At 68.7% G+C, this 22392-nt stretch carries 18 protein-coding genes and 1 riboswitch; of the genes, 10 read left to right on the forward strand and 8 right to left on the reverse strand.

Features of this window, described 5'->3' with window-relative positions:
- The first annotated feature begins 54 nt into the window (after positions 1-54).
- The 5 genes from cysW to RQP53_RS22330 all read left to right on the forward strand — a co-directional run bounded on the left by cysW (position 55) and on the right by RQP53_RS22330 (position 4947).
- Entirely contained in the window at positions 55-924 is an 870-nt protein-coding gene (gene cysW, locus RQP53_RS22310) for a sulfate ABC transporter permease subunit CysW (protein ID WP_315652982.1), read from the forward strand.
- Entirely contained in the window at positions 921-1973 is a 1053-nt protein-coding gene (locus RQP53_RS22315; protein ID WP_315652915.1) for a sulfate/molybdate ABC transporter ATP-binding protein, read from the forward strand. The genes cysW and RQP53_RS22315 overlap by 4 nt, the downstream gene beginning before the upstream one ends.
- A gap of 31 nt (positions 1974-2004) precedes the next feature.
- The gene (locus RQP53_RS22320; RefSeq protein ID WP_315652916.1) at positions 2005-2928 is read left to right on the forward strand and encodes a CysB family HTH-type transcriptional regulator; all 924 of its coding nucleotides are present in this window, start codon (positions 2005-2007) and stop codon (positions 2926-2928) included.
- Between the two features lie 311 nt (positions 2929-3239).
- The gene (locus RQP53_RS22325; protein ID WP_315652917.1) at positions 3240-4001 is read left to right on the forward strand and encodes a sulfite exporter TauE/SafE family protein; all 762 of its coding nucleotides are present in this window, start codon (positions 3240-3242) and stop codon (positions 3999-4001) included.
- A gap of 124 nt (positions 4002-4125) precedes the next feature.
- Entirely contained in the window at positions 4126-4947 is an 822-nt protein-coding gene (locus tag RQP53_RS22330) for an HDOD domain-containing protein (protein WP_315652918.1), read from the forward strand.
- A gap of 12 nt (positions 4948-4959) precedes the next feature.
- On the opposite strand, the gene RQP53_RS22335 is transcribed toward RQP53_RS22330, so the two are convergent.
- A complete protein-coding gene (locus RQP53_RS22335) occupies positions 4960-6252 on the reverse strand; it encodes a GGDEF domain-containing protein (protein ID WP_315652919.1) in 1293 nt (430 codons plus the stop codon).
- A gap of 248 nt (positions 6253-6500) precedes the next feature.
- A riboswitch (FMN riboswitch) is annotated at positions 6501-6702 on the forward strand.
- 108 nt (positions 6703-6810) lie between these two features.
- On the opposite strand from RQP53_RS22335, the gene RQP53_RS22340 reads away from it, so the two are divergent.
- From RQP53_RS22340 to RQP53_RS22355, 4 genes are all read left to right on the forward strand, one after another.
- The gene (locus tag RQP53_RS22340) at positions 6811-7347 is read left to right on the forward strand and encodes a 6,7-dimethyl-8-ribityllumazine synthase (protein ID WP_315652920.1); all 537 of its coding nucleotides are present in this window, start codon (positions 6811-6813) and stop codon (positions 7345-7347) included.
- Between the two features lie 155 nt (positions 7348-7502).
- Positions 7503-8192 carry a hypothetical protein gene (locus tag RQP53_RS22345; RefSeq protein WP_315652921.1) on the forward strand — a complete coding sequence of 230 codons (690 nt, stop codon included), beginning with the start codon at positions 7503-7505 and terminating at the stop codon, positions 8190-8192.
- Between the two features lie 41 nt (positions 8193-8233).
- Positions 8234-12382 (forward strand): SNF2-related protein, encoded by a 4149-nt coding sequence (locus tag RQP53_RS22350; RefSeq protein WP_315652922.1) that lies wholly within the window; start codon positions 8234-8236, stop codon positions 12380-12382.
- Between the two features lie 100 nt (positions 12383-12482).
- The gene (locus RQP53_RS22355; protein WP_315652923.1) at positions 12483-13364 is read left to right on the forward strand and encodes a substrate-binding periplasmic protein; all 882 of its coding nucleotides are present in this window, start codon (positions 12483-12485) and stop codon (positions 13362-13364) included.
- Positions 13365-13382: 18 nt separating this feature from the next.
- Here the strand turns inward: RQP53_RS22355 and RQP53_RS22360 are convergent, their stop codons facing one another.
- The 5 genes from RQP53_RS22360 to RQP53_RS22380 form a co-directional block, all read right to left on the reverse strand.
- Positions 13383-14357 (reverse strand): alpha/beta hydrolase, encoded by a 975-nt coding sequence (locus tag RQP53_RS22360; protein ID WP_315652924.1) that lies wholly within the window; start codon positions 14355-14357, stop codon positions 13383-13385.
- Between the two features lie 138 nt (positions 14358-14495).
- A complete protein-coding gene (locus RQP53_RS22365; protein WP_315652925.1) occupies positions 14496-14930 on the reverse strand; it encodes a response regulator in 435 nt (144 codons plus the stop codon).
- A gap of 44 nt (positions 14931-14974) precedes the next feature.
- Complete coding sequence (locus tag RQP53_RS22370; protein WP_315652926.1) at positions 14975-15892, reverse strand: pseudouridine synthase; 918 nt, start codon at positions 15890-15892, stop codon at positions 14975-14977.
- Between the two features lie 112 nt (positions 15893-16004).
- Entirely contained in the window at positions 16005-17306 is a 1302-nt protein-coding gene (locus tag RQP53_RS22375) for a UDP-N-acetylglucosamine 1-carboxyvinyltransferase (RefSeq protein WP_315652927.1), read from the reverse strand.
- A gap of 89 nt (positions 17307-17395) precedes the next feature.
- Positions 17396-18301 (reverse strand): TIGR02285 family protein, encoded by a 906-nt coding sequence (locus tag RQP53_RS22380; protein WP_315652928.1) that lies wholly within the window; start codon positions 18299-18301, stop codon positions 17396-17398.
- 181 nt (positions 18302-18482) lie between these two features.
- On the opposite strand from RQP53_RS22380, the gene RQP53_RS22385 reads away from it, so the two are divergent.
- Positions 18483-19118, forward strand: a complete 636-nt coding sequence (locus tag RQP53_RS22385; RefSeq protein ID WP_315652929.1) for a DUF4124 domain-containing protein — start codon at positions 18483-18485, stop codon at positions 19116-19118.
- A 6-nt stretch (positions 19119-19124) separates the two neighbouring features.
- On the opposite strand, the gene trhO is transcribed toward RQP53_RS22385, so the two are convergent.
- Positions 19125-19991, reverse strand: a complete 867-nt coding sequence (gene trhO / locus RQP53_RS22390) for an oxygen-dependent tRNA uridine(34) hydroxylase TrhO (protein ID WP_315652930.1) — start codon at positions 19989-19991, stop codon at positions 19125-19127.
- A complete protein-coding gene (locus tag RQP53_RS22395; RefSeq protein WP_315652931.1) occupies positions 19984-22275 on the reverse strand; it encodes an aminotransferase class V-fold PLP-dependent enzyme in 2292 nt (763 codons plus the stop codon). The genes trhO and RQP53_RS22395 overlap by 8 nt, the downstream gene beginning before the upstream one ends.
- Positions 22276-22392: the final 117 nt, after the last annotated feature.

Here is a 22392-nt window from a genome sequence, read left to right on the forward strand (position 1 = left end):
TGTCGCTCGAAAAAATCAGCTGGAGCCACGACATCCATGAGCGGATCAACAACAATGGCCCTGGGACAACGCCCTAGAGGCCGCTACCAGAGCAACCCCGCCACCCGCGAAGCACCCTGGGTGCGGATCACGCTGCTGACGCTGGGCCTGGCCTTTTTTGCGCTGTTCCTGCTGATGCCGCTGATCGCGGTGTTCTACGAGGCGCTGCGCAAGGGCTGGGATGTGTATTTCGCGGCGCTGGTCGAGGCCGATGCGGTCTCGGCGATCAAGCTGACGCTGATCGCGGCGCTGATCTCGGTGCCGCTGAACCTGGTCTTCGGTGTCAGCGCGGCCTGGGCGATTGCCAAGCATGATTTCCGCGGCAAGCAGTTGCTGATCACCTTCATCGATCTGCCCTTCTCGGTCTCGCCGGTGGTGGCCGGTCTGGTCTATGTGCTGCTGTTTGGCGCCCAGGGCTGGTTCGGGCCCTGGTTGCAGGCCCACGATCTGAAGATCATCTTCGCCGTGCCCGGCATCGTGCTGGCCACCGTGTTCGTGACCTTCCCCTTCGTGGCCCGCGAGCTGATCCCGCTGATGCAGGCCCAGGGGCGTGATGAGGAAGAGGCGGCCACCGTGCTGGGCGCCAGCGGCTGGCAGACCTTCTGGCATGTGACGCTGCCCAATGTGAAGTGGGGCCTGCTCTATGGCGTGATCCTGTGCAATGCACGGGCCATGGGCGAGTTCGGCGCGGTCTCGGTCGTCTCCGGCCATATCCGCGGCTACACCAACACGCTGCCGCTGCATGTCGAGATCCTCTACAACGAGTACCAGTTCGCCGCGGCCTTTGCCGTGGCCTCGCTGCTGGCGCTGCTGGCCCTGGTGACTCTCGTTCTCAAACAGTTTGTTGAATGGCGCGCCCATCGCGCCGTGAAGGAAGCCCCATGAGCATCCAAGTCCGCAACATCCACAAGTCCTTCGGCAGCTTTACCGCGCTCGGCGATGTCAGCCTGGATTTCCCGACCGGCGAGCTGGTCGCCCTGCTCGGCCCCTCGGGCTGCGGCAAGACCACGCTCTTGCGCATCATTGCCGGGCTGGAGACGGCTGACCGGGGTCAGGTCTTGCTCGACGGCGAGGACGCCAGCGACACCCATGTGCGTGAACGCCAGGTCGGCTTCGTGTTCCAGCACTACGCGCTGTTCCGCCACATGACGGTGTTCGACAACGTCGCCTTCGGCCTGCGCGTGAAGCCACGCAAGGAGCGCCCCAGCGAGAGCGAGATCAAGAAAAAGGTCCACGAGCTGCTGAACCTGGTGCAGCTGGACTGGCTGGCCGATCGCTACCCGCCGCAACTCAGCGGCGGCCAGCGTCAGCGCATCGCCCTGGCCCGCGCGCTGGCGGTGGAGCCGCGCGTGCTGCTGCTCGACGAGCCCTTTGGCGCGCTCGATGCCAAGGTGCGCAAGGAGCTGCGCCGCTGGCTGCGCCGCCTGCACGACGAGCTGCACATCACCAGCATCTTCGTCACCCATGACCAGGAAGAAGCCTTGGAAGTGGCCGATCGCGTCGTGCTGATGGACCATGGCAAGGTCGAGCAGATCGGCAGCCCGCAAGAGGTCTATGAAAAGCCGGCCACGCCCTTTGTCTACGGCTTCCTCGGCGCGGTCAACCGCTTCGAGGGCCGGGCCGAGGGCAGCGTCATCCATGTCGGCGAGCATCAGCTCAACCATGGCTTGGCTGGCGTCGGCGCCGGTCTGGTGCAGGCCTACGCCCGCCCGCATGAGCTGCAGATCCTGACCACACCGGGCGCCGAAGGCATCAGCGCCCGGGTCGAACGGGTGCTGAGCTTCGGCGCCTCGGCGCGGGTCGAGCTGACCGGCCCGAACGGCCAGCATCTGGAAGCCGAGCTGAGCCGCGAGCAGGCGCTGAGCCTGCAGCTGCAAAGCGGCCAGCAGGTGCGCCTGAACGCCACCCGGCTGAGCCTGTTCGAAGCGGCGTGAAGCGGCGACGCCAAAACGGGATACTGAAGCGATGAATTTTCAGCAGCTGCGCATCATCCGCGAGGCGGTTCAGCAGAACTTCAACCTGACCGAGGTGGCGGCGGCGCTGTTCACCTCGCAGTCCGGCGTGTCCAAGCACATCAAGGACCTGGAGGATGAGCTCGGCGTCGAGCTGTTCGTGCGCCGCGGCAAACGCCTGCTCGGCCTGACCGAGCCAGGCAAGGAGCTGGCGGTGATCGTCGATCGCATGCTGCTGGACGCCCGCAATATCAAGCGCCTGGCCGAGCAGTTCTCCAACAGCGAGCAAGGTCGGCTGACGATTGCCACCACCCACACCCAGGCCCGCTATGCGCTGCCGCAGGTGGTGGCCCGCTTCAAGGCGGCCTATCCGCGGGTGCACCTGGTGCTGCACCAGGGCAGCCCGGCCGAGATTGTGTCGATGCTGCAGTCCGGCGAAGCCGATATCGGCATCGCCACCGAGGCGCTGGACAGCGTCGACCCCTTTGTCACCTTTCCCTTCTACGACTGGCACCATGCCGTCGTCGTGCCCGAGGGCCACCCGCTGGCGGCCGTGCAGCCGCTGACGCTGGAGGCGCTGGCCGAACACCCGCTGATCACCTATCACGAGGGCTACACCGGCCGGGCGCGCATCGACGCCACCTTTGCCGGCGCCGGGCTGAGCCCGGACATCGTGATGTCGGCCCTGGATGCCGATGTGATCAAGACCTATGTGCAGATCGGTCTGGGCGTGGGCATCGTCGCCGCGATGGCGGTCGAACCGCAGCGCGACCCGGGTTTGCAACTGTTGCCTGCGCAACACTTGTTCAGCGCCAATACGACACGCATCGCGCTGCGCCGGGGGCATTATCTGCGCGGCTACGCCTATCGATTCCTGCAAGAGTGCAGGGAAGACCTGGACGAAGATACCGTCAAGGCGGCGATTGCAACAGAGTGAGTGCCTGCTAACTCCCGCTTCTGGTGCGCGGCCGCCCGTAAAAACCCCAAGTGTGTGCATTTCAGCAGATGCCTACATTTGAGGCACTCGACGCAAGCCTATGTGCGCATAGCGCCTGCCGACGGGGGCTGAGGAGACAAACTACAGCTGAGCAAATCGAAAGAATTCAGTGACACAGTCACAATTCGCGGGCACCTGAACGGTGCCCGTTTTCTTTGCGGCGGCGCTTTTGGCAATTCGCTGTTGACGTCTGTTCGCTGCAACGCCGCCCGTCCCACCACTGTCTCCACGCCACCCTGGCCTGCTCGCCGATGCTTGATCTCCTGACCGTTGCCCTGGCCTCCCTGCTGGCCGGATTTGTTGATGCGGTGGTCGGCGGTGGCGGTCTGGTGCTGGTGCCGGCGCTGTTCAGCGTCTACCCCAGCGCGGCGCCGGCCACGCTGTTCGGCACCAACAAGGGCGGCGCCATCTGGGGCACGGCCTGGGCCACGGTGCAGTACGCGCGCCGTGTCGTGCTGCCTTGGGGGGCGCTGGCGCCGGCGGCCGTGGCGGCGTTGCTGGGCAGCTTTGCCGGCGCCTGGACGGTGACGCTGATCGATCCCACGGGCCTGCGCCGCGCGCTGCCGCTGATCCTGCTGGCGGTGCTGCTCTACACGCTGGCCAAGAAGGACATGGGCCGTCAGCATGCGCCGCGCTTCAGCGGCCGCCGCGAGGCGCTGGTCGCGAGCGCGATCGGCCTCTTGATCGGCTTCTACGACGGCTTCTTCGGGCCGGGCACCGGCAGCTTCTTCGTCTTTCTGTTCGTGCGCCTGCTCGGCTTTGACTTCCTCCACGCCTCGGCCAGCGCCAAGCTGCTGAACACGGCGACCAACGCGGCGGCGCTGACGCTGTTCGCACTGAAGGGGCATGTCTGGTGGCAGGTCGCCGCGGTGATGGCGGTGACCAATGTGGCGGGCAGCCTGATCGGCACCCGCATGGCCCTGGCCCGCGGCGCCGGCTTTGTGCGCGGCATGTTCGTGCTGGTGGTCAGCGCGCTGATCCTGAAGACCGGCTGGGACGCCTTCCTGCGCTGATCCCTCACTGATGCCGCACCCCACTTGGTCGGCAAACGACAGTTACAGCCGGCCGGTGTTTCACTGGCCCGCGATGACGGCCGCAAGCGCTACCATAGGTGCGCTTCCAGCCCAGGGCCATCACATGTCAGTTGATCCACAACTCCGCGCACTCGATATCGAGATTCCTACCCAGCCTGAGGTGCTGGTCAAACTGTCCCTGCTGATGGCGGCCGAGGACATCGACCTGATGGCCATGTCGGCCCTGGTCGAGACCGATATGGCGCTGGCGGCCGCGGTGCTCAAGGCGGTCAACTCCTCGCTCTACGGCCTGCGCGGTCGGGTGCAGACGGTGCATCAGGCGCTGACCTATCTGGGTATGCGCGAGGTCGCGGCCATCACCTTTGAAATGGGCCTGCGTGCCGCCTTCCCGACCGCCGCCGAGCTGGAAGCGGTCTGGAGCCGCGCGGCCGAACGCGGCCTGCTGATGGGACGCATGGGCCAGCAGCTGGGCGTTGATCCCTGGGCCGCGCATTCGGCCGGCCTGTTCGAGGAATGCGGCAAGGCGGTGCTCTACCGCCATGCGCCGGCGCATTACCCGGCCATGCTGCGCGCGGCGTCCAGCGACAGCGAACTCACACAGCTGGAGCACACGGCCTTTGGCGTCAGCCACGATGCACTGGGTGCGGCGCTGTGCGAGAGCTGGGGCCTGGCGCCGGCCGCGGTGGCCAGCGTGCGCCACCACGTCGAGGTGCAGGCCACCCAGACCATGCCGGAGGCCGTTCAGCGGCGCAGCGTCTGCGCGATCTCAGCAGTGGTGCATGCGCTGATGAGCGATCCCAGCACGCTGGAAGAGGTGGCTCACAAGGTCGCCCCTCAAGCCCAGCTGGACGAGGCCCTGGTGCTGCGCGCGGCGCGCAAGTTCTACGAGCAACTGGTCGAAGCCAAGGATCACGGCCGCGCCTGAGGGCGCCCTTGTTCAGGCCGCCAGGCTGAGCCGATCGCGGCCGGCGTGCTTGGCGATGTAGAGCGCCTCGTCTGCGGCCTGCATCAAGGCCTGTGGGCTCAGATAGGGCTGATGCGGGCTGTAGGCCGCCAGGCCGATGCTCACCGTCACCACCTGATCCACCGGGCTGGCGCCATGCGGCAGCGCCAAGGCACGCCACTCCTCGCGCAGGGTTTCCAGCAGGCCCTGGGCCGAGGCCTGGTCGAAACCCGGCAGCAGCGCGGCGAATTCCTCGCCACCCAGCCGCGCGACCATATCGGTGTCGCGCTTGAAGCGCTCGGCCAGCAGCTGGGCAAAGCGCTTGAGCAAGGCGTCGCCGGCGGCATGGCCGTGCACCTCGTTATAGGCCTTCAAGTGGTCCAGATCGAGCACCGCCAGCGCCAGCCGGGCATGCTGGCGCTGCGCACGCTTGAACTCGCGGCGCAGCGCGTCGTCAAACTCGCGCCGGTTGGCCAGCCCGGTCAGGCCGTCGTGGCGGCTCAGCACCGCCAACTCGCGTTTCTTGGCCTCCAGTGCCAACTCGGCGGCGCGCAGCTGCTCGCTTTGACGCGCCACTTCGGCGTTAAGCGCCGCCACCCGCGCCTGCTCGCGTTGCAGCTGGGCATCGACGCTTTGCTGGACATGGTTGAAGGCGCGGTTGACCTGCTGCAGCTCCAACGGCGCACGGTCGGAGTCGGTCCAGCTCAGCTGGCTGGGCGGCTGGCTGGGATCGAAGCGCTCCAGGTCTTCGGTCATGCGGCGCAGATGGCGCAGCAGCAGGCGATCCAGCAGCAGGGCCGCGGCAAAGGCCAGCATCAGCACCAGACCGAGGTGCTGCAAGGCCGCTTCCAGCACATGGTCTTGTGCCAGCAGGGTGCGCCAGTTGCTCGGCGCCGCGACCACCTGCACTTCGCCCAGCGACTCGGCCGAGCCCGGCAGCTGCACGCTGAAATGGCTGCTCGGCCCGTCCTCCTCGCCCTCCTGGCGGGCGCTGAGCCGCTGCCCGTTACGGGCCAGCAACTCGACCCGCTGCACCGAGTGACGCTCCAGCATGCTGTTGAGCAGCTGCCGGGTGCGCTCCGGGCGCGACTCGGCCAGGCTCAACGCCAGCGGCTCGGCGTAGAGCAGCGGCAGGGCGCGCAGGTCGTCCGCAATGCGCTCGCTGCGCTGGCGCAGCTCCTGCTGCAGCTGCCAGGCGCTGCTGCCCAGCACCAAGACCAGACCCAGCAGCACGAGGCTGAACAGGGTGCGCGACTTCAGCGACGGAGCGGAGATCTGGGAGCTCATGGAAGGGCGAGAAACTGCAATCGACTTCATTGTGCGTAGGCCCTCACAGTGGCTGCAGGGGGTAACTACCGTGACCGCCGTGTAAAAGACCGGATTGCAAGGGCTTTTGGCGCTGGCGACGTCCCATTTAGACAGGACAGCTCATGCCACTTCATCTGGGTGTAAGTTTCGCGGCCGGCCGAGCCGGATCGACGACTGCCGGCTCCAACCTAGAATGCGCCGGTCGGCAGGCTACCAAAGCCCGCCGGCAGCGTTCTCAGGGCGGGGTGAAATTCCCCACCGGCGGTAGTTGCTGGCGCGGGCCTCATGTCCGTGCCGGTGAGAGCCCGCGAGCGCCCGCGGCCGGCTTCCTCAGCGGCGGCGGGGTCAGCAGATCTGGTCAGGACGGCGCTTCAGGTGCCGCCCGATGCCAGGGCCGACGGTCACAGTCCGGATGAAAGAGAAACGCGAGTTCAGGGTCACCCTGCGCTGCCGCATGGCTGATTGGCCTTGCTGCTGCACCGGGTGGCTCGGCATTTGCGCGCCCTGATTTGTGTACTGACATTCAAAAGGTCAACCATGAATCAGACTGTTCTGTCCCCGGTGGCAAGCGCCACCTCCCCCAGCGGCAAGGCCGGCAGCGGCCGGATCGCCGTGATCTGTGCGAGCTGGCATGCCGATATCGTCGGCCAATCTCGTGAGGCCCTGCTGGCCGAGCTCAAGGCCGAGGGCTGGCCGCCCGACCGGGTCGATGTCTACGAGGTGCCTGGCGCCTTTGAAATCCCGCTCCATGCGCTGAAGCTGGCCCGCGCCGGCCGGCACCGGGCCATCATCGGCTGCGGCCTCGTCGTTGACGGCGGCATCTACCGGCACGACTTCGTCGCTCATGCGGTGATCGATGGCCTGATGCGGGTGCAGCTGGACACCGAGGTGCCGGTCTTCTCGGCCGTGCTGACGCCGCAGCAGTTCCATGAGCACGAGGAGCACCGGCAGTTCTTCCATGCCCATTTCGTCAAGAAGGGCCGTGAGGTGGCGCAGGCCTGCCTGCGCACCTTGCGCTCGCTGGAGGCGCTGAGCGTGCCGGATTGGGCAGCCGACGCCGCCGAAGCGGCATAAACGCGCTTCACGATCCCGCTGCCGGCTTGTACAGTCGGCAGCAGCCCGCGCCTGAGGCGGGCCAGGGAGTCGAACTGGACATGCAAGCCGACCGGCCAAGACAGCGAGGCCTTCGCTCTGCCCGCCTGGGCCTGGCCACGTTAGGCGCGCTCGCCATGGGCAGTGCCCAAGCCGACCCCGGCTACTACCTGCTGCGGCCCTATGAGCAGGCCGGCCATGGCACGGTGGAACTGCGTTACTGGTCGGTCAAGGCCGATGCCGGCGGGCCCGCCACGCTGTGGCCCGAGCTGGGTGCCAGCTACGGCCTCAGCCGCCGATGGACGACGCGGCTGCTGGCCAGCTTCATCGGCACCGCCGACAGCGCCGTCAAGCTGAGCACGCTGAACTGGCAGAACGACTGGCTGCTCAGCGCCGCCGACAGCGACCACGAGCTGGCGCTGCACACCCAGTACATCAGCGAGCGCGGCTATGACGGTGGCTTTGCGCTGGAAATCGGCCCGGTCTTTCAAACCGAGTTCGGTCTGACGCGGCTGAACCTGAACCTGCTGCTCAGCCGCGAGTACAACGAGGACGCCGCCGCCAGCACCCAGCTCAAGTATCAGTGGCAGGTCTCCCGCCCACTCGGCCCGGGCTGGCGGCTGGGCCTGCAGGGCTTTGGCGAGCTGGGCAACTGGCTGCACTGGGCGCCGCACAAGAGGCAGTCGCACCGCGCCGGCCCGTCTTTTCAACGCGACTGGCAGCTGGCCAATGGCCAGGGCCTGTCGCTGCAGGCAGCGCTGCTCTTTGGCTCGACCTACACGCAGAACGGCAAGATGTTCTCGGCGCAGCTGCAGTGGAGCTACTGAGCAAGCCCTAGACTGCAGGGCCACTGCCGCCCTGCTGTTCCATGCCCCAAGTCGCCACTGCCCACGATCCCGTTCTTGATGCCCTGCTGTTGATGGGCGGCAGCCGTGGTGCCGGTGGCCTGGCCCTGTTCCTTCAGGCGCTGGACTGGGATCAGGCCGGCGATGTGATCGGGCACGAGGCCAGCGTCAAGCAGCGGCTGCAGCAGCTCCACAGCGAGGGTCAGGTCTTGCAGCCGCCGGGCAAGGGCTATCTGGCCGACGCCAGCGCACATGCCGAACGCCTGCAGGCCCTGCTGCGGCGGCCTGAGGCCAGTCTGTACTGGCAAGCCATGGTCTGGGCCGGTGGCGGCGGCCACGGCCGCCTGGACCCGCAGCCGCGCTGGGTCAGCCTGCGCAATCGCGGCGAGATGGTGTCCTTGCTGCGCCTGCTCTGCTTTGCCGGCCTGGATTTGCCCAGCCTGAAGGCCTTGCTGAACGGGCCGCTGCTGGAGCTGAATCAGCCCAGTCTGCTGGCGGAAGCCTTGTTGCAGCCCTGGCTGCCCGAAGCCTTCGGTGCCATCGCCGGCGAGCCGCGCGAATGGCTGCTTGCCCGGCTGCTGGCCGCCGTGCCAGCGGCCTCGGACCAGGGCCGTCAGCTGCGCGAATGGATGCAGCAGCGCGCGGCGGCGGCACCCGAGCAGTTGTCGGCACTGGAGCGCGTGCAGATCGCCGAACGCCGGCTGCTGGCGCTGCAACTTGATCAGCTGCCTGCCCTCATCGCCGGCCTTCCCGAAGCGCAGCGCGCGCTGATCGAAGCGGGCTTGCTGGCCCAGCGTGGCGACTGGCAGGCTGCGGCGGCCGGCTTTGAAGCCGCCTTCAAGCTGCTGCGCGGCCAGAGCAAGCAGCGCCGTGAGCTCTGCTCCGATGCGCTGCAGCGGTTGTATGTGCTTTCCCTGCTGGCCCAGCCCGATCCAAAGGCCTGGACGCAGGCGCGCAAGCATTGCGTTAACGAATCCGGCTCACGCAAGCCCTCGCCCTACGAGTGGTGGGGGCTGTGGGCCCATGCGATCGCGGTGCGCCTGGGCGATGAGGCGCTGGAGCCCGAGGCGCTGGCCTATCTGCCTGGGCTGGAAACCCGCGAACACGCGCTGGAACAGGCCGCCAACCGGCTGCTGCTGGCCGCCTGGCTGGGCCGCGAGGCGCCGGGCTGGCCCGCTGCCGCGGCACGGACACTGCGCGATCGCCTGCTGACGCTGGGCGAGACCTGGCTGGCCGCCTGGCTGGACGATGCCTTGCAGCGCCTGGATCTCGGCGTGGCGCCGCTCACGATTGCCGAGCGCCCGGCCGCGATGCTGGCGCCGCCGCAGGAGGCCTGGCGCGATGCGCTGGCCGCCATCGTGGCGCTCGACCAGCCGGCAGTGGCCAGCCCGGCCGCCGCCGAGGTCGAGCTGGCCTGGTCGCTGCGCCTGGACGAGGAGGCGCGGATTCAAGCCATCCTGCCCCTGGAGCGCAGCGAGGGCGCGCGCGGCCAGCTGAAGCTAAAGCCGGTGACCTGGTCGCGATTGAAAAAGCTCAGCAACCTCCTGCCCCGCGATGCGGCGGTGCTGCGCCATCTGGAGCGGCCGGCCTGGGGCGGGGTCAACAGCTACCAGCTCGACCTCAGTGCCGCGCTGCAGGCCCTGCTCGGCCATCCCGCCGTGATGTTTGATGACGCGCCAGGTCAGTGGGTGGAGCTGGTCGAGGCCCAGCCGGAGCTGGAGGTGCTGCGCCGGCCGGGCCCGCCCGAGCAGTTCGAGTTCCGCATCCACCCGCCCTTGTCGGCGGCCACACCGCCGCGCCTGTTCGATTGGCAGGGCAGCAACCCGGAAGTCGAGATTGCCAAGCGCAACAGCCAGCGCGTGCTGCGCGACGGGCCGCGGCAGGCCCGGCTGCTGCGCATCAGCGCGGCGCAGCGCCGTGTCGCCGAGCTGCTGGCCCAGGGCTGGACGGTGCCGGCCAGCGCCAGCGCCGAACTTAGCGCCGCGCTGCAGGTGCTGGCCGGGCATTTCCATCTGCACAGCGATGCCGCGGGCGGCCAGCTGGTCGAGGGCGACAGCCGGCTGCGCGCCCGCCTGGCACCGCAGGGCGAGGGCCTGACGCTGCAGCTGGTGGCCCAGCCCTTCGGCGCCTTTGGCCCGGCGGTGACGCCAGGCCTGGGCCGCGAGCGCCTGCTCTGCCTGCACGAGGGCCTGAGCCTGGCCACCGAGCGCGATCTGGCCACCGAAGCGGCGCACCGCCGCGCGGTGCTGGAGGCCTTGCCTTTTCTGGACGCCGAGCAGGCGCCGGAGCTGCCCTGGCTGCTGGATGACGCGGAGGATGCACTGCACGCCGTCGAACTGCTGCCCACGCTGCCGGCAATTGCCGCGCTGGACTGGCCCAAGGGTCGCGCCCTGAGGGTGCAGCCGGCCAGCAGCGAGGCGCTGAATCTGAGCGTCAGCAGCGGGCGCGACTGGCTGGGCTTGAACGGCAGCTTGCGTGTGGACGAGGGGCAGATCTTGTCGCTGCAGCAGCTGATGCAGCTGGCCCGCGGTGCGCGCAGCCGCTTTGTCAGCCTCGGCGAGGGGCAGTACCTGGCGCTGAGCGAGCGGCTGCGCCAGCAGTTGCACGACCTCGACGCGCTGGGTCAGCAGAAGAAGGGCCAGCTGCAGCTGCCGCTGGCCAGTGCCAGCTGGCTGGAAGACACGCTGGACGGCGTACAGCTCAGCGGCGATGCCGATTGGCAGCAGCGCGTCGATGCGCTGGCCGCGGCGGCGACGCAGCCGGTGCAGGCGCCGGCCGCGCTGCGTGCCGAGTTGCGCGGCTATCAGTTCGACGGCTATGCCTGGATGTTGCGCCTGGCCCGCGCCGGGCTTGGTGCCTGCCTGGCTGACGATATGGGCCTGGGCAAGACGGTGCAGACCTTGGCCCTGCTGATCGAGCGCGCGGCGCTGGGCCCGGCCCTGGTGCTGGCGCCGACCTCCGTCTGCGCCAACTGGCTGGCCGAGGCCGAGCGTTTTGCCCCAGGCCTGCGCGTGCAGCTTTATGGCGAGGGCGGCCAGCGGCAGGCGCAGATTGAGTCGGCCGCCGCCGGCGATGTGCTGATCGCCTCTTATGCACTGGCGCAGATCGACGCCGAGCTGTTTGCCTCGCGGCCCTGGGCCAGCCTGGTGATGGACGAGGCGCAGGCGCTGAAGAACGCCACCACCAAACGAGCCAAATCCGTGGCCGAGTTCGAGGCCGGCTTCAGGCTGGCGCTGTCGGGCACGCCGGTGGAAAACCGGCTGGCCGATCTGTGGTCCATCATGAACCTGATCAACCCGGGGCTGCTGGGCAGCGCGTCGCAGTTCAACGAGCGTTTCGCCCAGCCGATCGAACGCCAGCAGGACCCGGCCGTGCGGGCCCGGCTGCGCCGCATCGTCGCGCCCTTCCTGCTGCGCCGGACCAAGGCCCAGGTGCTGCAGGACCTGCCACCGCGCACCGAGATCGTCCATCTGGTGCAGCCCGGCCCACAGGAGCAGGCCTTTCTGGAGGCGCTGCGCCGCGAGGCCAAGCAGAGCCTGGCCAGCCAGGCGGCCGCGGGAGGCCAGGCCGGCGGCGCCACGCTGCAGGTGCTGGCCGAGCTGATGCGGCTGCGCCGCGCCGCCTGTGATCCTCGCCTGGTGGCACCCGAGCTGGGCCTGGCCGGCGCCAAGGCCGACGAGTTCGAGCGCGTCGTCGCCGAACTTGTCGCCGGCCGCCACAAGGCCCTGGTGTTCAGCCAGTTCACCGATTTCCTGAAGCTGCTGGCCGCGCGGCTCGACGCGATGGGCCTGGCCTATCAGTACCTGGATGGCAGCACGCCGGCGGCCGAGCGGGCGCGGCGGGTGGCGGCCTTCCAGCGCGGCGAGGGCGAGCTGTTCCTGATCAGCCTGAAGGCCGGCGGCTTTGGCCTGAACCTGACCATGGCCGACTATGTGCTGATCGTCGACCCCTGGTGGAACCCGGCCGCCGAGGACCAGGCCATGGGCCGCGCCCACCGGATGGGCCAGCAGCGGCCGGTGACCGTCTACCGCCTGGTCACCGCCGGCTCGATCGAGGAGCGCATCATCGAGCTGCACCGCGACAAGCGCAGCCTGGCCGACAGCATGCTCGAAGGCCAGGACCAGGCCGAGGTGCTGGACGCACGGGCGCTGGCGGCGCTGCTGCTGGGTTGAGCTTCAGCGGAGCAAAGCACAACGCTCGGGCATTGTTCGTGCCGGGCGAGGCGGCGTGCACAATGGTCTGGATGCAGGCAGGCGGTATCAGGAGTCGTGCATGAACAGGCAGCTGCCTCTGGCTCAGCGCTGGCGGTGTGTCGCCGGGGGTCAGGTCTTGCGCCTAGGGCGCTGTGTCACTTTCCTGAGCGTTGCCCTGCTCATGCTGGCCGGCCTGGCCCAGGCCGAGGAGCGCAGCCGGGTGCTGCACCTGTGCGTCGACGAATTGCCGCTCTATCCCTGGCGCAGCAACGAGGGCCATGGCCTGGCGCCGCGTGGCCTGGACTTCCTGCTGATCGAGACGGCGGCCCAGCGCCTGGGCCTGCGGCTGGAGATCGCCGCCCAGCCCTGGAAGCGTTGCCAGATCGATCTGCAGCGTGGCCAGCAGGATGCGGCGCTGGGCATGAGCTTCCGGGCCGAACGACTGGAGCTGGGCGTTTTTCCGATGCAAGACAGCGAGGCTCAGCCGGACGACGCCCTGCGCATGCGCCGGGAGCGCTACAGCTTCTACAAGCGCAGCGATCAAGGCCTGAGCTGGGACGGCCATCGCCTGATAGGTGCCGAAGGCCAGCCGCTGCGGGACTTGGTGGTCGGCGCGCAGGCCGGCTATTCGGTGGTCGAGCAGCTGCGCAGCCTGGGCCTGAAGGTGGACGACGGCACGCGCAGCGCCGAGGCCAATCTGGAGAAGCTCTTGCGTGGCCGGGTGCAGGCGGTGGCCCTTCTCGCTGGCGAGGGCGACGATCTGATCAAGCGCGATCCGCGCTGGAGCCAGTCCATCAGCCGGCTCGATCCGCCGCTGGTCGAGAAGTCCTATTACCTGGTCTTCTCGCGTGCCTTTTTTGCCGCCCAGCCGCAGCTGGCGCGGCAGCTCTGGGCCGAACTGGCCCGGGTGCGCGAATCGGCCGATTACCGGCGCGCCGAGGCGGAGCTGCTGCGCCGCTGAGGCCGCGCACCATTGGGCTCAGACGGCCGCGGCGATGCGCTGCAAGGCCCGCGTGTCGACGGCCACGTCCAGGTGCTTGAGGCCGGGCAGCACCTCCACCTTCAGCAGCGGCTGCAGCGGCTCCAGCAAGGGGGCGTATTGTTCGGCGCGGAAGATTTCGTCCTTGGCGCCGACCAGCAGCAGGCAGGGGCGGCGGATGCCGCGAACATCGGCCAGATAGTCTTCATGCGGGCGGAAGGACAGCTGCAGCCGGTAGGAGTAAGCCAGGGTGCGCGTCGCGGCGGCCTCGGGCGGCAGCGCGAAGGCCAGCACCGGCAGCTGTTGGAACAGGCGCAGGCCGAGCTTGTCCAGCAGCGTCAGCGCAATCATCCGCGGCACGTTGGCGCGCACCCAGCCGCCGGACTGCGGGCGCGCGGTCGGCGCCGCCTGGTGCAGCATCGGCGCGAGCATGACGTAGCGGTCGAACAGTTCGCCATTGGCGCCACCGGCGCTGCGCAGCGTGAAGCCGCCACCCGACGACAGGCCGACCAGGCTCAGCGTCGCTTTCGGGTGTTGCTGGCGCAGCAGGGCCACGAAGTCGGCCAGGTCATCATCGAGCTGGCCAATGTAGTCGACATCGCCGCGCCGCCCCGAGGCGCCGTGGCCGCGCATGTCCAGCGCATAGGCTTGCAGCCCTTCGGCCTGCAGATGGCGACCGATCGCATGCATATTGTGGCTGTCGCCCGAGGAGCCATGCACCAGCACCGCGATGCGGCTGGGTGCGCCAGCGGCCGCGTAGCAGCGATAGGCCAGCGCTGCACCGTCGCGGGCCCGGTAGCTTTGCAGCGGCGGCAGATCGCGGTAGTCGGCGCGTGCGCCCGCCTCGGCCAGGCTGGCCAGGGTGCTGCGCGGTGCACGGCTGGGCCAGGCCAGCAGCAGGGCGATCAGGGCGCCCAGGCCCAGCAGGCCGCTCAGCAGGGCGGTGGTGATGGTGTGGAGGAGGCTCGCGTTCATGGTCGACAGGTCCGCTCGGTGGTGATGGACGCCATCGTCACGGCCTGCAGGCGGCTGGCCCAGTGCATTGCGATGAAGGCCGGCGGCGCCGGCGCCAAGCGTCGCAGACGGTCGCAGATGGTCGCCAGCGGTGGCGCGCTACTCGACCAGGATGGCGCGGTGCTTCAGCGCCAGATGGATCTTGTCGGCCAGGGTTTCCTTGTTGAAGGGCTTGACCACATAGCCGCAGGCGCCGGCCTGGGCGGCGCGGATGATGTCGTCCTTGCGGCCCTCGGCCGTGACCAGCAGCACCGGGATCTTGCGCAGCGCATCGTCGGCCGGCTTCAGCTTGATTGCCTCCAGCATCTCGAAGCCGTTCATCTCCGGCATATTGATGTCGCTGAGCACGAAGTGGATAGGCTCACCGGACCCGACCGAGAGCTCCAGCTGGCGCAGCGCCTGCAGGCCGTTCTCGGCTTCATGGATGCGCTTGAAGCCGATCTCGCGCAAGAGGCTGGAGATGATGCGGCGCATCGTCGAGAAATCGTCGACGACCAGGAAGCAGAAGTCTTCGCGCTTGACCGTCGTTACCATGGCAGTTCGCTCCACATGGCGCACATCTTAGACAGGCTCATGCCTTAGCCAGCGGACGCCAGGCGGAGGCGCGAGAAAAAGTGACGCGCTGCGCCGCTGATCGGATCGACAAAGGCGATTTCGCGTGCCAGCAGCTGCAGCGGGGCGCTGAAATCGGCTTGAGTCTCTGCAGGCTGCAGCGTCGGGTAGATGCGATCGCCGCAGATCGGCAGTCCGAGCGCATTCATGTGCGCGCGCAGCTGGTGCTTCTGCCCGCTCAAGGGGCGCAGCTCGTAGCGGGCCAGGCCGTCAGGCAGGCGCTCCAGCAGGCGGATCTCGGTCTCGGCATTGGGCTCACCGTCGACCTCCTGCATCTGCATGAAGGCGTCAGCGCGCTCCTGCAGCCGGCTGCGCCGGGTCAGCGGCAGGGCCAGATCCTCACGCCAGGGCGCAATCGCCTCGTAGACCTTGTCGACGCTGCGCTCGCGGAACAGGCGTTGGTAGGCGTCGCGCTGGGCCGGCTGTATGCAGAACAGCGTCAGGCCGGCGGTCTCGCGGTCGAGCCGGTGGATGGGCGTCAGCGTGGCAATGCCGGTGCGCCGCGCCAGGCGGGTCAGCAGCGTCTGCTGCACATAGCGGCCCTTGGGCGTGACCGGCAGGAAGTGCGGCTTGTCGGCCACCAGCAGCGCATCGTCCTGATAGACGATGGTTTCCTCGAATGGAATTTCGTTCTCGTGCGCCAGCAGCCGGTAGTAGAAGACTCGCTCGCCATGGCGGTAGGCGGCATCGGGGGGCAAGGCCTGACCCCGCTCGTCCAGCACCTCGCCACGGCTCATGCGCGACTGCCAATCGCCGCGTTCGACCAGCGGCAGCCGCTCGGCCAAAAAATCCAGCAGCCACCGCCACGGCCCGGCCGGGCAGGCCACCGCACTGGCCGCCACGCCGTGCAGCAGCGGCAGATCAGGCTTGGGCGGTCGGGTCATCGAGTGTCACTCGCAAGACTCAAGGACCAAGCGACGCCCGAGGATCCGGCTCCGCCGGGCCTACGGGCGTGCCCCCTTGAGGGGGCGCGCGCAGCGCGTAGGGGGTGGGCTGTCAATCACCATCGACCCACTCAATGCGGGTCCCGAGGGAGCAGATGTTCTCGACGAAATGCGGATGCGCGCGGCGGATCGGCGTGGCGTTGCGGATCACCGAGCGGCCGGGGATGCTGGCGGCCACCATCAGCAGCGCAATGGCCACGCGGATGATGTAGGGGCTCTCGACCTCGGCCGCGTGCAGCGGTTTGCCGCCGAAGGTGACCATGCGGTGCGGGTCGGACAGGAAGGCGTGCGCGCCGAACTTGGACAGCTCGCTGGTCCAGCCCATCGCGCCGTCGTAGATCTTGTTCCAGAACATCACGCTGCCCTCGGCCTTGACCCCCAGCGCCACGAAGATGGGCAGCAGGTCCACCGGCAGATAGGGCCAGGGCGCCGCTTCGACCTTTTGCAGGATGTTGCGCGTGAACGGTTCCTTGACCTTCAGCGGGCCGTGGGTGATGGCACGCGACCAGCCGTCCTTGTGCTCGATCTGCACGCCGAACTTGGCAAAGGTGCGGTCGATCAGCGGGAACTGCTCGGGCTGCGAGTTCTTCACCTGCACATCGCCGCCGGTGATGGCGCCCAGGGCCAGAAAGGTGACGATCTCGTGGAAATCCTCGGCGAAGGTGAAATCGCCGCCGCCGAGCTTGTCGACACCGGTGATCTTCAGCCGCGAGGTGCCCAGGCCTTCGATCCTGGCGCCCAGCATCTGCAGGAAGCTGCAGAACTCCTGCACATGCGGCTCGGAGGCGGCGTTCATCAGCGTGGACACACCATCGGCCAGCGCGGCGCAAAGCACAAAGTTCTCGGTGGTGGTGACCGAGGCGTAGTCGGTCCAGTGGTCGTTGGCGCGCAGCTTGCCGGCCACCTGCAGGGCCAGGCCATCGCTCTGCCGCTCGACCTGGGCGCCAAAGCGCTCGAACACCTCGACATGTGGATCAATCTCGCGCGCGCCCAGCGTGCAGCCCTTGACGTCGTCCTCGATGCGGGCGGCGCCAAAGCGTGCCATCAGGCCCGGCACCAGCATGATGGACGAGCGCATTTCCTCGGGCAGGCGGTCGGTGGCCGCGTTGAAACGCGTGTCGCGGTGCTGCACATCGAGGATGCCGGTCTTGAAGTCCACCTCGACCCGGCTGCCCAGGCTGCGGAAGACCTCAAGAATCTTCTTCACATCGGTGATCTCGGTGACCCCGCGCAGCCGCACCGGTTCGGCCGTCAGCAGCGTGGCGCACAGAATGGGCAGCACGGCATTCTTGTTGGCCGACGGGATGATGCGGCCGGCCAGGGGAGTGCCGCCGTGGACGATCAGATTGGACATGAGAGGGGGGTCAAAGGGCGCTGGGGGCCTTGGGAATCAGGGCGTGGCGGCGATTATCGGCGCAAGCAGCCGGTCTTGCCGGCGCCAGGCTACTCGATCTGCGGGCCGCCGCGGGCCCGCTCGTCCATATAGCGGTTCAGGCGCTGGCGGTCGGCCTCATCGACATGCTCGCCGCGCCAGGCGCGTATCCAGGCCTCGCGCTGCGGGTCCTGGGCCAGCTTGCGCACGGCGAGATCGATGGCCTCGATCTGGCGCCGGCCTTCGGGCGTGCGGCTGCAGGCCACGGTGGCCAGCGCCGTCGTGCGGCCCTCGGCCAGCGGCAGCTTGAGCAGCTCGGGGCCGGCTTCGCTATTGCGCATGAATTCGTCAACCGCCGGCGGGTATTCCAGCGTGTAGTCCATCCGGCGAGCGCGCAGCATCGCCAGCAGATGCATGTTCTTGCCCGCGCTGACGGTCTGCGGCGCATGGGCGCCGGGCGTCTTCAGCACCGCGTCGATGCGGGCGCCGAAGGAGCGATCACGCGGCACCAGGCCGTTCAGATCCTGGCGCTGCAGCAGTTCGGCCAGCTGCACCGGCTGCCCCAGCGATTCGAAGGCGGCGGCCTGCTCGCGGCGGATGATCAGATGCACCTGGCGCGACATCAGCGCCGGATGCATATGGGTGAAGTAGAGCCAGGACAGCCGCTCGGGCGTGCGCAGATGCAGGGTCGAGCACAGCGTCTGGCCGCTCTTGACCATGGCCTCGAAGCGCGGCAGGCCGGCCTCGACGAACTCATGCTGGTATTGCGGAATCAGCGGGATGATCAGCCGCATGAAGCCATCCAGCTCGCCATTGCCCAGCTCCGACAGCTTCTGCGGCGCGCGGCCATTGAAGTAGCTGAAATGCGGTGGCACGTCCTGCACCAGCCAGCGCAGCGCGGCGGGCTCCTGCGCCGCGGCGCCCAGCGCAGCACATGCGCCCAGGGCCAGGCTGGCCAGCGGCCGCGCAAGGCGCATCAAGGCAAAGGGGCGGCAGGGACGGGGCGGGAACACGAAACAACAGCAGATCGGACCGAGGACAGGGCGATTATCGTTGCTGCTTCAGTCGCAAAAAGCAGAGCGGGGCGGCCGTCAACCCGCTTCGGGTGGCTAACGTTACAGTGGCTTGCCAAAAGCCGCCTGCACCGCCGCCGCCACCATGCAACGCCTTGCCCCGCTCGCCCTGATCGCCACCTTGCTGCTCGTCACCGGCCCGGCGCTGGCCCAGTACAAATGCAAGCAGGCCGATGGCGCCATCGTCTTCCAGCAGACGCCCTGCCCCGCCAGCAGCAGCGAGCAGCCCTTGAAGCTCTATGTCAGCCCGGCGCAGCCGCCCTCACCGGCCGCGCAAAGCGAAGCCGCCGCCCGGCTGGCCGAGGCCGAGCAGCGCGGCCGCATCCGCGAGGGCATTGCCGCCGGGCTGCCGGTGGTCGGCATGAGCCGCAGCGAACTGGAGCAGGCCATGGGCCTGCCGCTGCGCATCAACCAGATCGAACAGAGCAGCGGCCTGCGCGAGCAGCTCAGCTACCGCCGTGGCGATCGGCTGTTTCATGTCTATCTGGACAAGGGCCAGGTCACGGCCGTCGAGAACCTCGACCGCAGCGTCGCTGCCCGCGGCGCGCTCGCCCCGGCCGCCAAGGCCTCGGCCGCGGAGTCCGGCAAGACCTGCCCCTCGGCCCGCGAGATCCGCGACATCGAGATCGAGATCGGCAAGTACATGAACCGCGAGAACGCCCAGCTGCAGGCGGAGCTGAACAAGCGGCTGCTCGACGCGCGGGCCTGCCGCGGGCAGTAGGCTGGATCAGCCCTTGGGATCCAGGCGCTTGGCGCGGGCCAGGCGCCAGGCTTCGTTGGGATCGTCGCCATAGACCTGCTCGGCGCTGGTCGCGGTTTCCTGGCGCTGGGTGTCGATGGCGATGCGTTTGTCGAACACAAAGCATTCGCCCTGCCAGTCGGCCTCGGCATCGGGCATCTGCTCGAAGTAGTTGAGGATGCCGCCGTCCAGCTGGGCGACCTTGAGGCCCTGGGCCTGCATCCAGCCGCTCATTTTTTCGCAGCGTATGCCACCGGTGCAGTACATGGCCACGGTCTTGCCCTCGCGCTTCCACTCGTCGGCGTGGGTCTGCACATAGTCGGGGAAGTCGCGGAAATGGCGCACGCCGGGATCGATGGCGCCGGCAAAGCGGCCCAGCCGCCATTCGAAGCTGTTGCGGTTGTCGATCAGCACCACATCGTCGCGGCGGATCAGCTCGCGCCAGGCCTGCGGCGAGACATGACTGTCCCGCGCATCGGCCAGGCCGCTGACACCTTCGAGCCCGAAGGCGACCAGCTCCGGCTTCACATGGACCTTGAGCAGCGTGAACGGCCGCGTCTGGCCGAAGCTGCGCTTGAAATGGATGCCGGTGAAGTGGCCGCCAAACGCAGCATCGGCTTGCAGCGCCTGTTCAAACGCGTCGAGATCGGCCGCCGTACCGCCCAGCGCCGCCGTGATGCCTTCGGGCGCCAGCAGGATGTTGCCGCCCAAGCGCAGGCCGCTCGGACCGCAGCGTTCGCGCAGCCGCACGGCGATGGCCTCGGGATCGTCCAGCGCGACGAATTTGTAGAAGGACAGGTGCTCGTGCACCGGCCCGTCGGCCGCGCCAGGCAGGGGCGCCAGGGCCTCAGACATAGAGCGCGCCCTCCAGCGCATCGCTGGGCTGCGGCCACAGCGCCAAGCCGCCGTTGAGCGTGTAGGCGGCGTCGTGGCCGAGACGGCGCAAGGCCGCGGCGGCCTGGGCGCTGCGATTGCCGCTGCGGCAGAAGAACACCAGCGGCGTTTCCGCCGGCAGGGCCAGCCACTCGGGCAGGGCGTTGATCAGGCGCGACAGGGGCATGGCCAGCAGCGGCGTGCGCAGGCGGCCATCGAAATCCGGCGTCAGGCTCAGCCGCTGCTCATAGGGCTCGCGCACATCGATGACGATGGTCTCCGGCTGTTGCTGCAGCAGCACGCGCAGGCCGGCCGGGTCCAGCTCCTGCGGCGCGGCCGCGCAGGCGTCCTGGCGGGCGCCGCAGGCCAAAGTCTGGTACTCGGTCAGTGCCAATCCCTGTTCCAACGCGGCCTTGCGAGCGGCAAAGGCCTCGGCGTCAAGGCTGCCATTGAGCACGCCGGCCAGCAGTGGCTGCGCCGCCGCCTCGGCGCTCAGCGTGGTGGCAAAGCGGTTGTCGTAGTCATGGCCCGGGGCCAGCAGGGTTTGCGGGCCGATGGCGTCGGCCAGGCGCCGCAGCGAATCGGCGAACTGCAGCGGCTCGCTGACGAGGAAATCGCTGCGGCCCAGCGCACCGGGCATCACCGTGTCGCCGACGAAGGCGACGCGCACTGCCGATTCGCTGGCCGCGTCACTGAGCAGGTAGGCGCAGCTGTCGGCCGTGTGGCCGGGCAGGGCCAGGCGGCGCAGCGTCTGCTGGCCGAGCGAGAGTTGCGTCTGGCCCAGCGGCCAGCCCAGCGCATCGCGTTCGCAGGCGGCGGCCACGGCGGCCAGCGGTGCGCCGGCGGCGATGGCCGCGGCCCACAGCGCATCAGCGCTGGAGGCGTGGTCGCCATGGCTGTGGGTGTCCAGCACCGCGCACAGCTGCAGGCCCTGGCACAGCAGCGTTTGCGCCAGCCGTTCGTTGAGTTCGGGCAGCGGGTCGATGACGACGGCGCGGCGGCTGGCCAGATCGGCAATCAGCCAGCAGCAGGCGCCGTCAACGACGTAGCGCGTGATGCCCTCGCCCAGCTCGGCCGGCGTGCCGCCGGGGCTCATGCAGCTGTCGCGCAGCGCTTCGCCGCAGGCGCGGATGCGCGCACAAGCCTCGTTGATGAAGCCCTCGTCGACGGCCGGGCCGAAGGACAGGCGCACCGCCGAGGCGGTCTGCCAGTCGGGCAGACCCATGGCCTGCAGCACAAAGCTGGGCTGGGCCTTGGCGGCGCTGCAGGCCGAGCCGCCGCTGACGCGCACATCGGCGGCATCAAACAGATCGAGCAGGATCTTGGAGCTGAGGCCGGGCACCGAGAAGTTCAGCGTGGTCGGCAGGCTCAATGGCAGCGGGGCATTGAACACCAGGCTGGGAAAGGCCTGCTGCAAGGCCTCGGCCAGGCGGGCACGGAAGCGCTCCAGTGTGGCCGGGTCGCGGAAGCTGCGGCCATCGTCCAACGCGGCCAGCACGGCGCCGAGGGCGGCAATGCCGGACATGTTCTCGGTGCCCGAGCGCAGGCTGCCTTCCTGGCCGCCGCCGGCCATCAGCGGCGTGAACGGCGCCGCCTCGCGGACGTAGAGCAGGCCGATGCCCTTGGGTGCATAGAGCTTGTGGCCGGAGAAGGGCGCGTAGTCGATGCGCCGCCCGGCCAGCCGCAGGCTCAGCTTGCCCAGGGCCTGCACGCCGTCGACCATCCAGAAGCAGGTCGAGCCGGCCAGCGCCGCTTCGATGCCGTCCAGATCGCTGATCACGCCGGTTTCGTTGTTGGCGGCCATGGTGCAGACCATGCCGGCGCGGGCGGCATGGCGGCGCAGAAAGTCCAGGTCGTGACGGCCATCGCGGTCGACCGGAATGGCCTGAATGTCGAGATTCAGGCCGAGCAGCTGGTTCCAGTGCTTCAGCGCTTCGGGCACCGCCTTGTGCTCGGTGGCGCCATAGAGCAGCAGCTCGGCACCCCGATCACCCAGCTCGCGGCGGGCGCGCAGGGCGCTCAGGGCCGACAGCACGCTGGTCTGTATGCCCTCGGTGGCGCCGCTCAGGAACAGCAGCTTGCCACCGCCGGTGCCGAGCAGGCGCTGGGCGCGCTGGCGCACCGCATCCATCAGCGCGCGGGCCTTCAGCCCGGTGCTGTGGATGCTGCTGGGGTTGCCGAAGTCTTCCGCCATGGCCGCCAGCGCGGCCTGGCGGGCCTGGGCGAGGACGGGGGTGGTGGCATTGGCGTCGAGATAGATTTCCATGCAGGGCTCGCTGAAGGGCCTGGCGCCATGACGGTCTGTCGCGGCCCAGGCAGGCATTCGCGCCGGCTTGTGGCCAGCAGGTCGGCAATGGTACTCAGCCGCCGCCACGTCGTCATT

This window comes from Roseateles aquae (assembly GCF_032337115.1).
Lineage (GTDB): Bacteria > Pseudomonadota > Gammaproteobacteria > Burkholderiales > Burkholderiaceae_C > Roseateles_C > Roseateles_C aquae.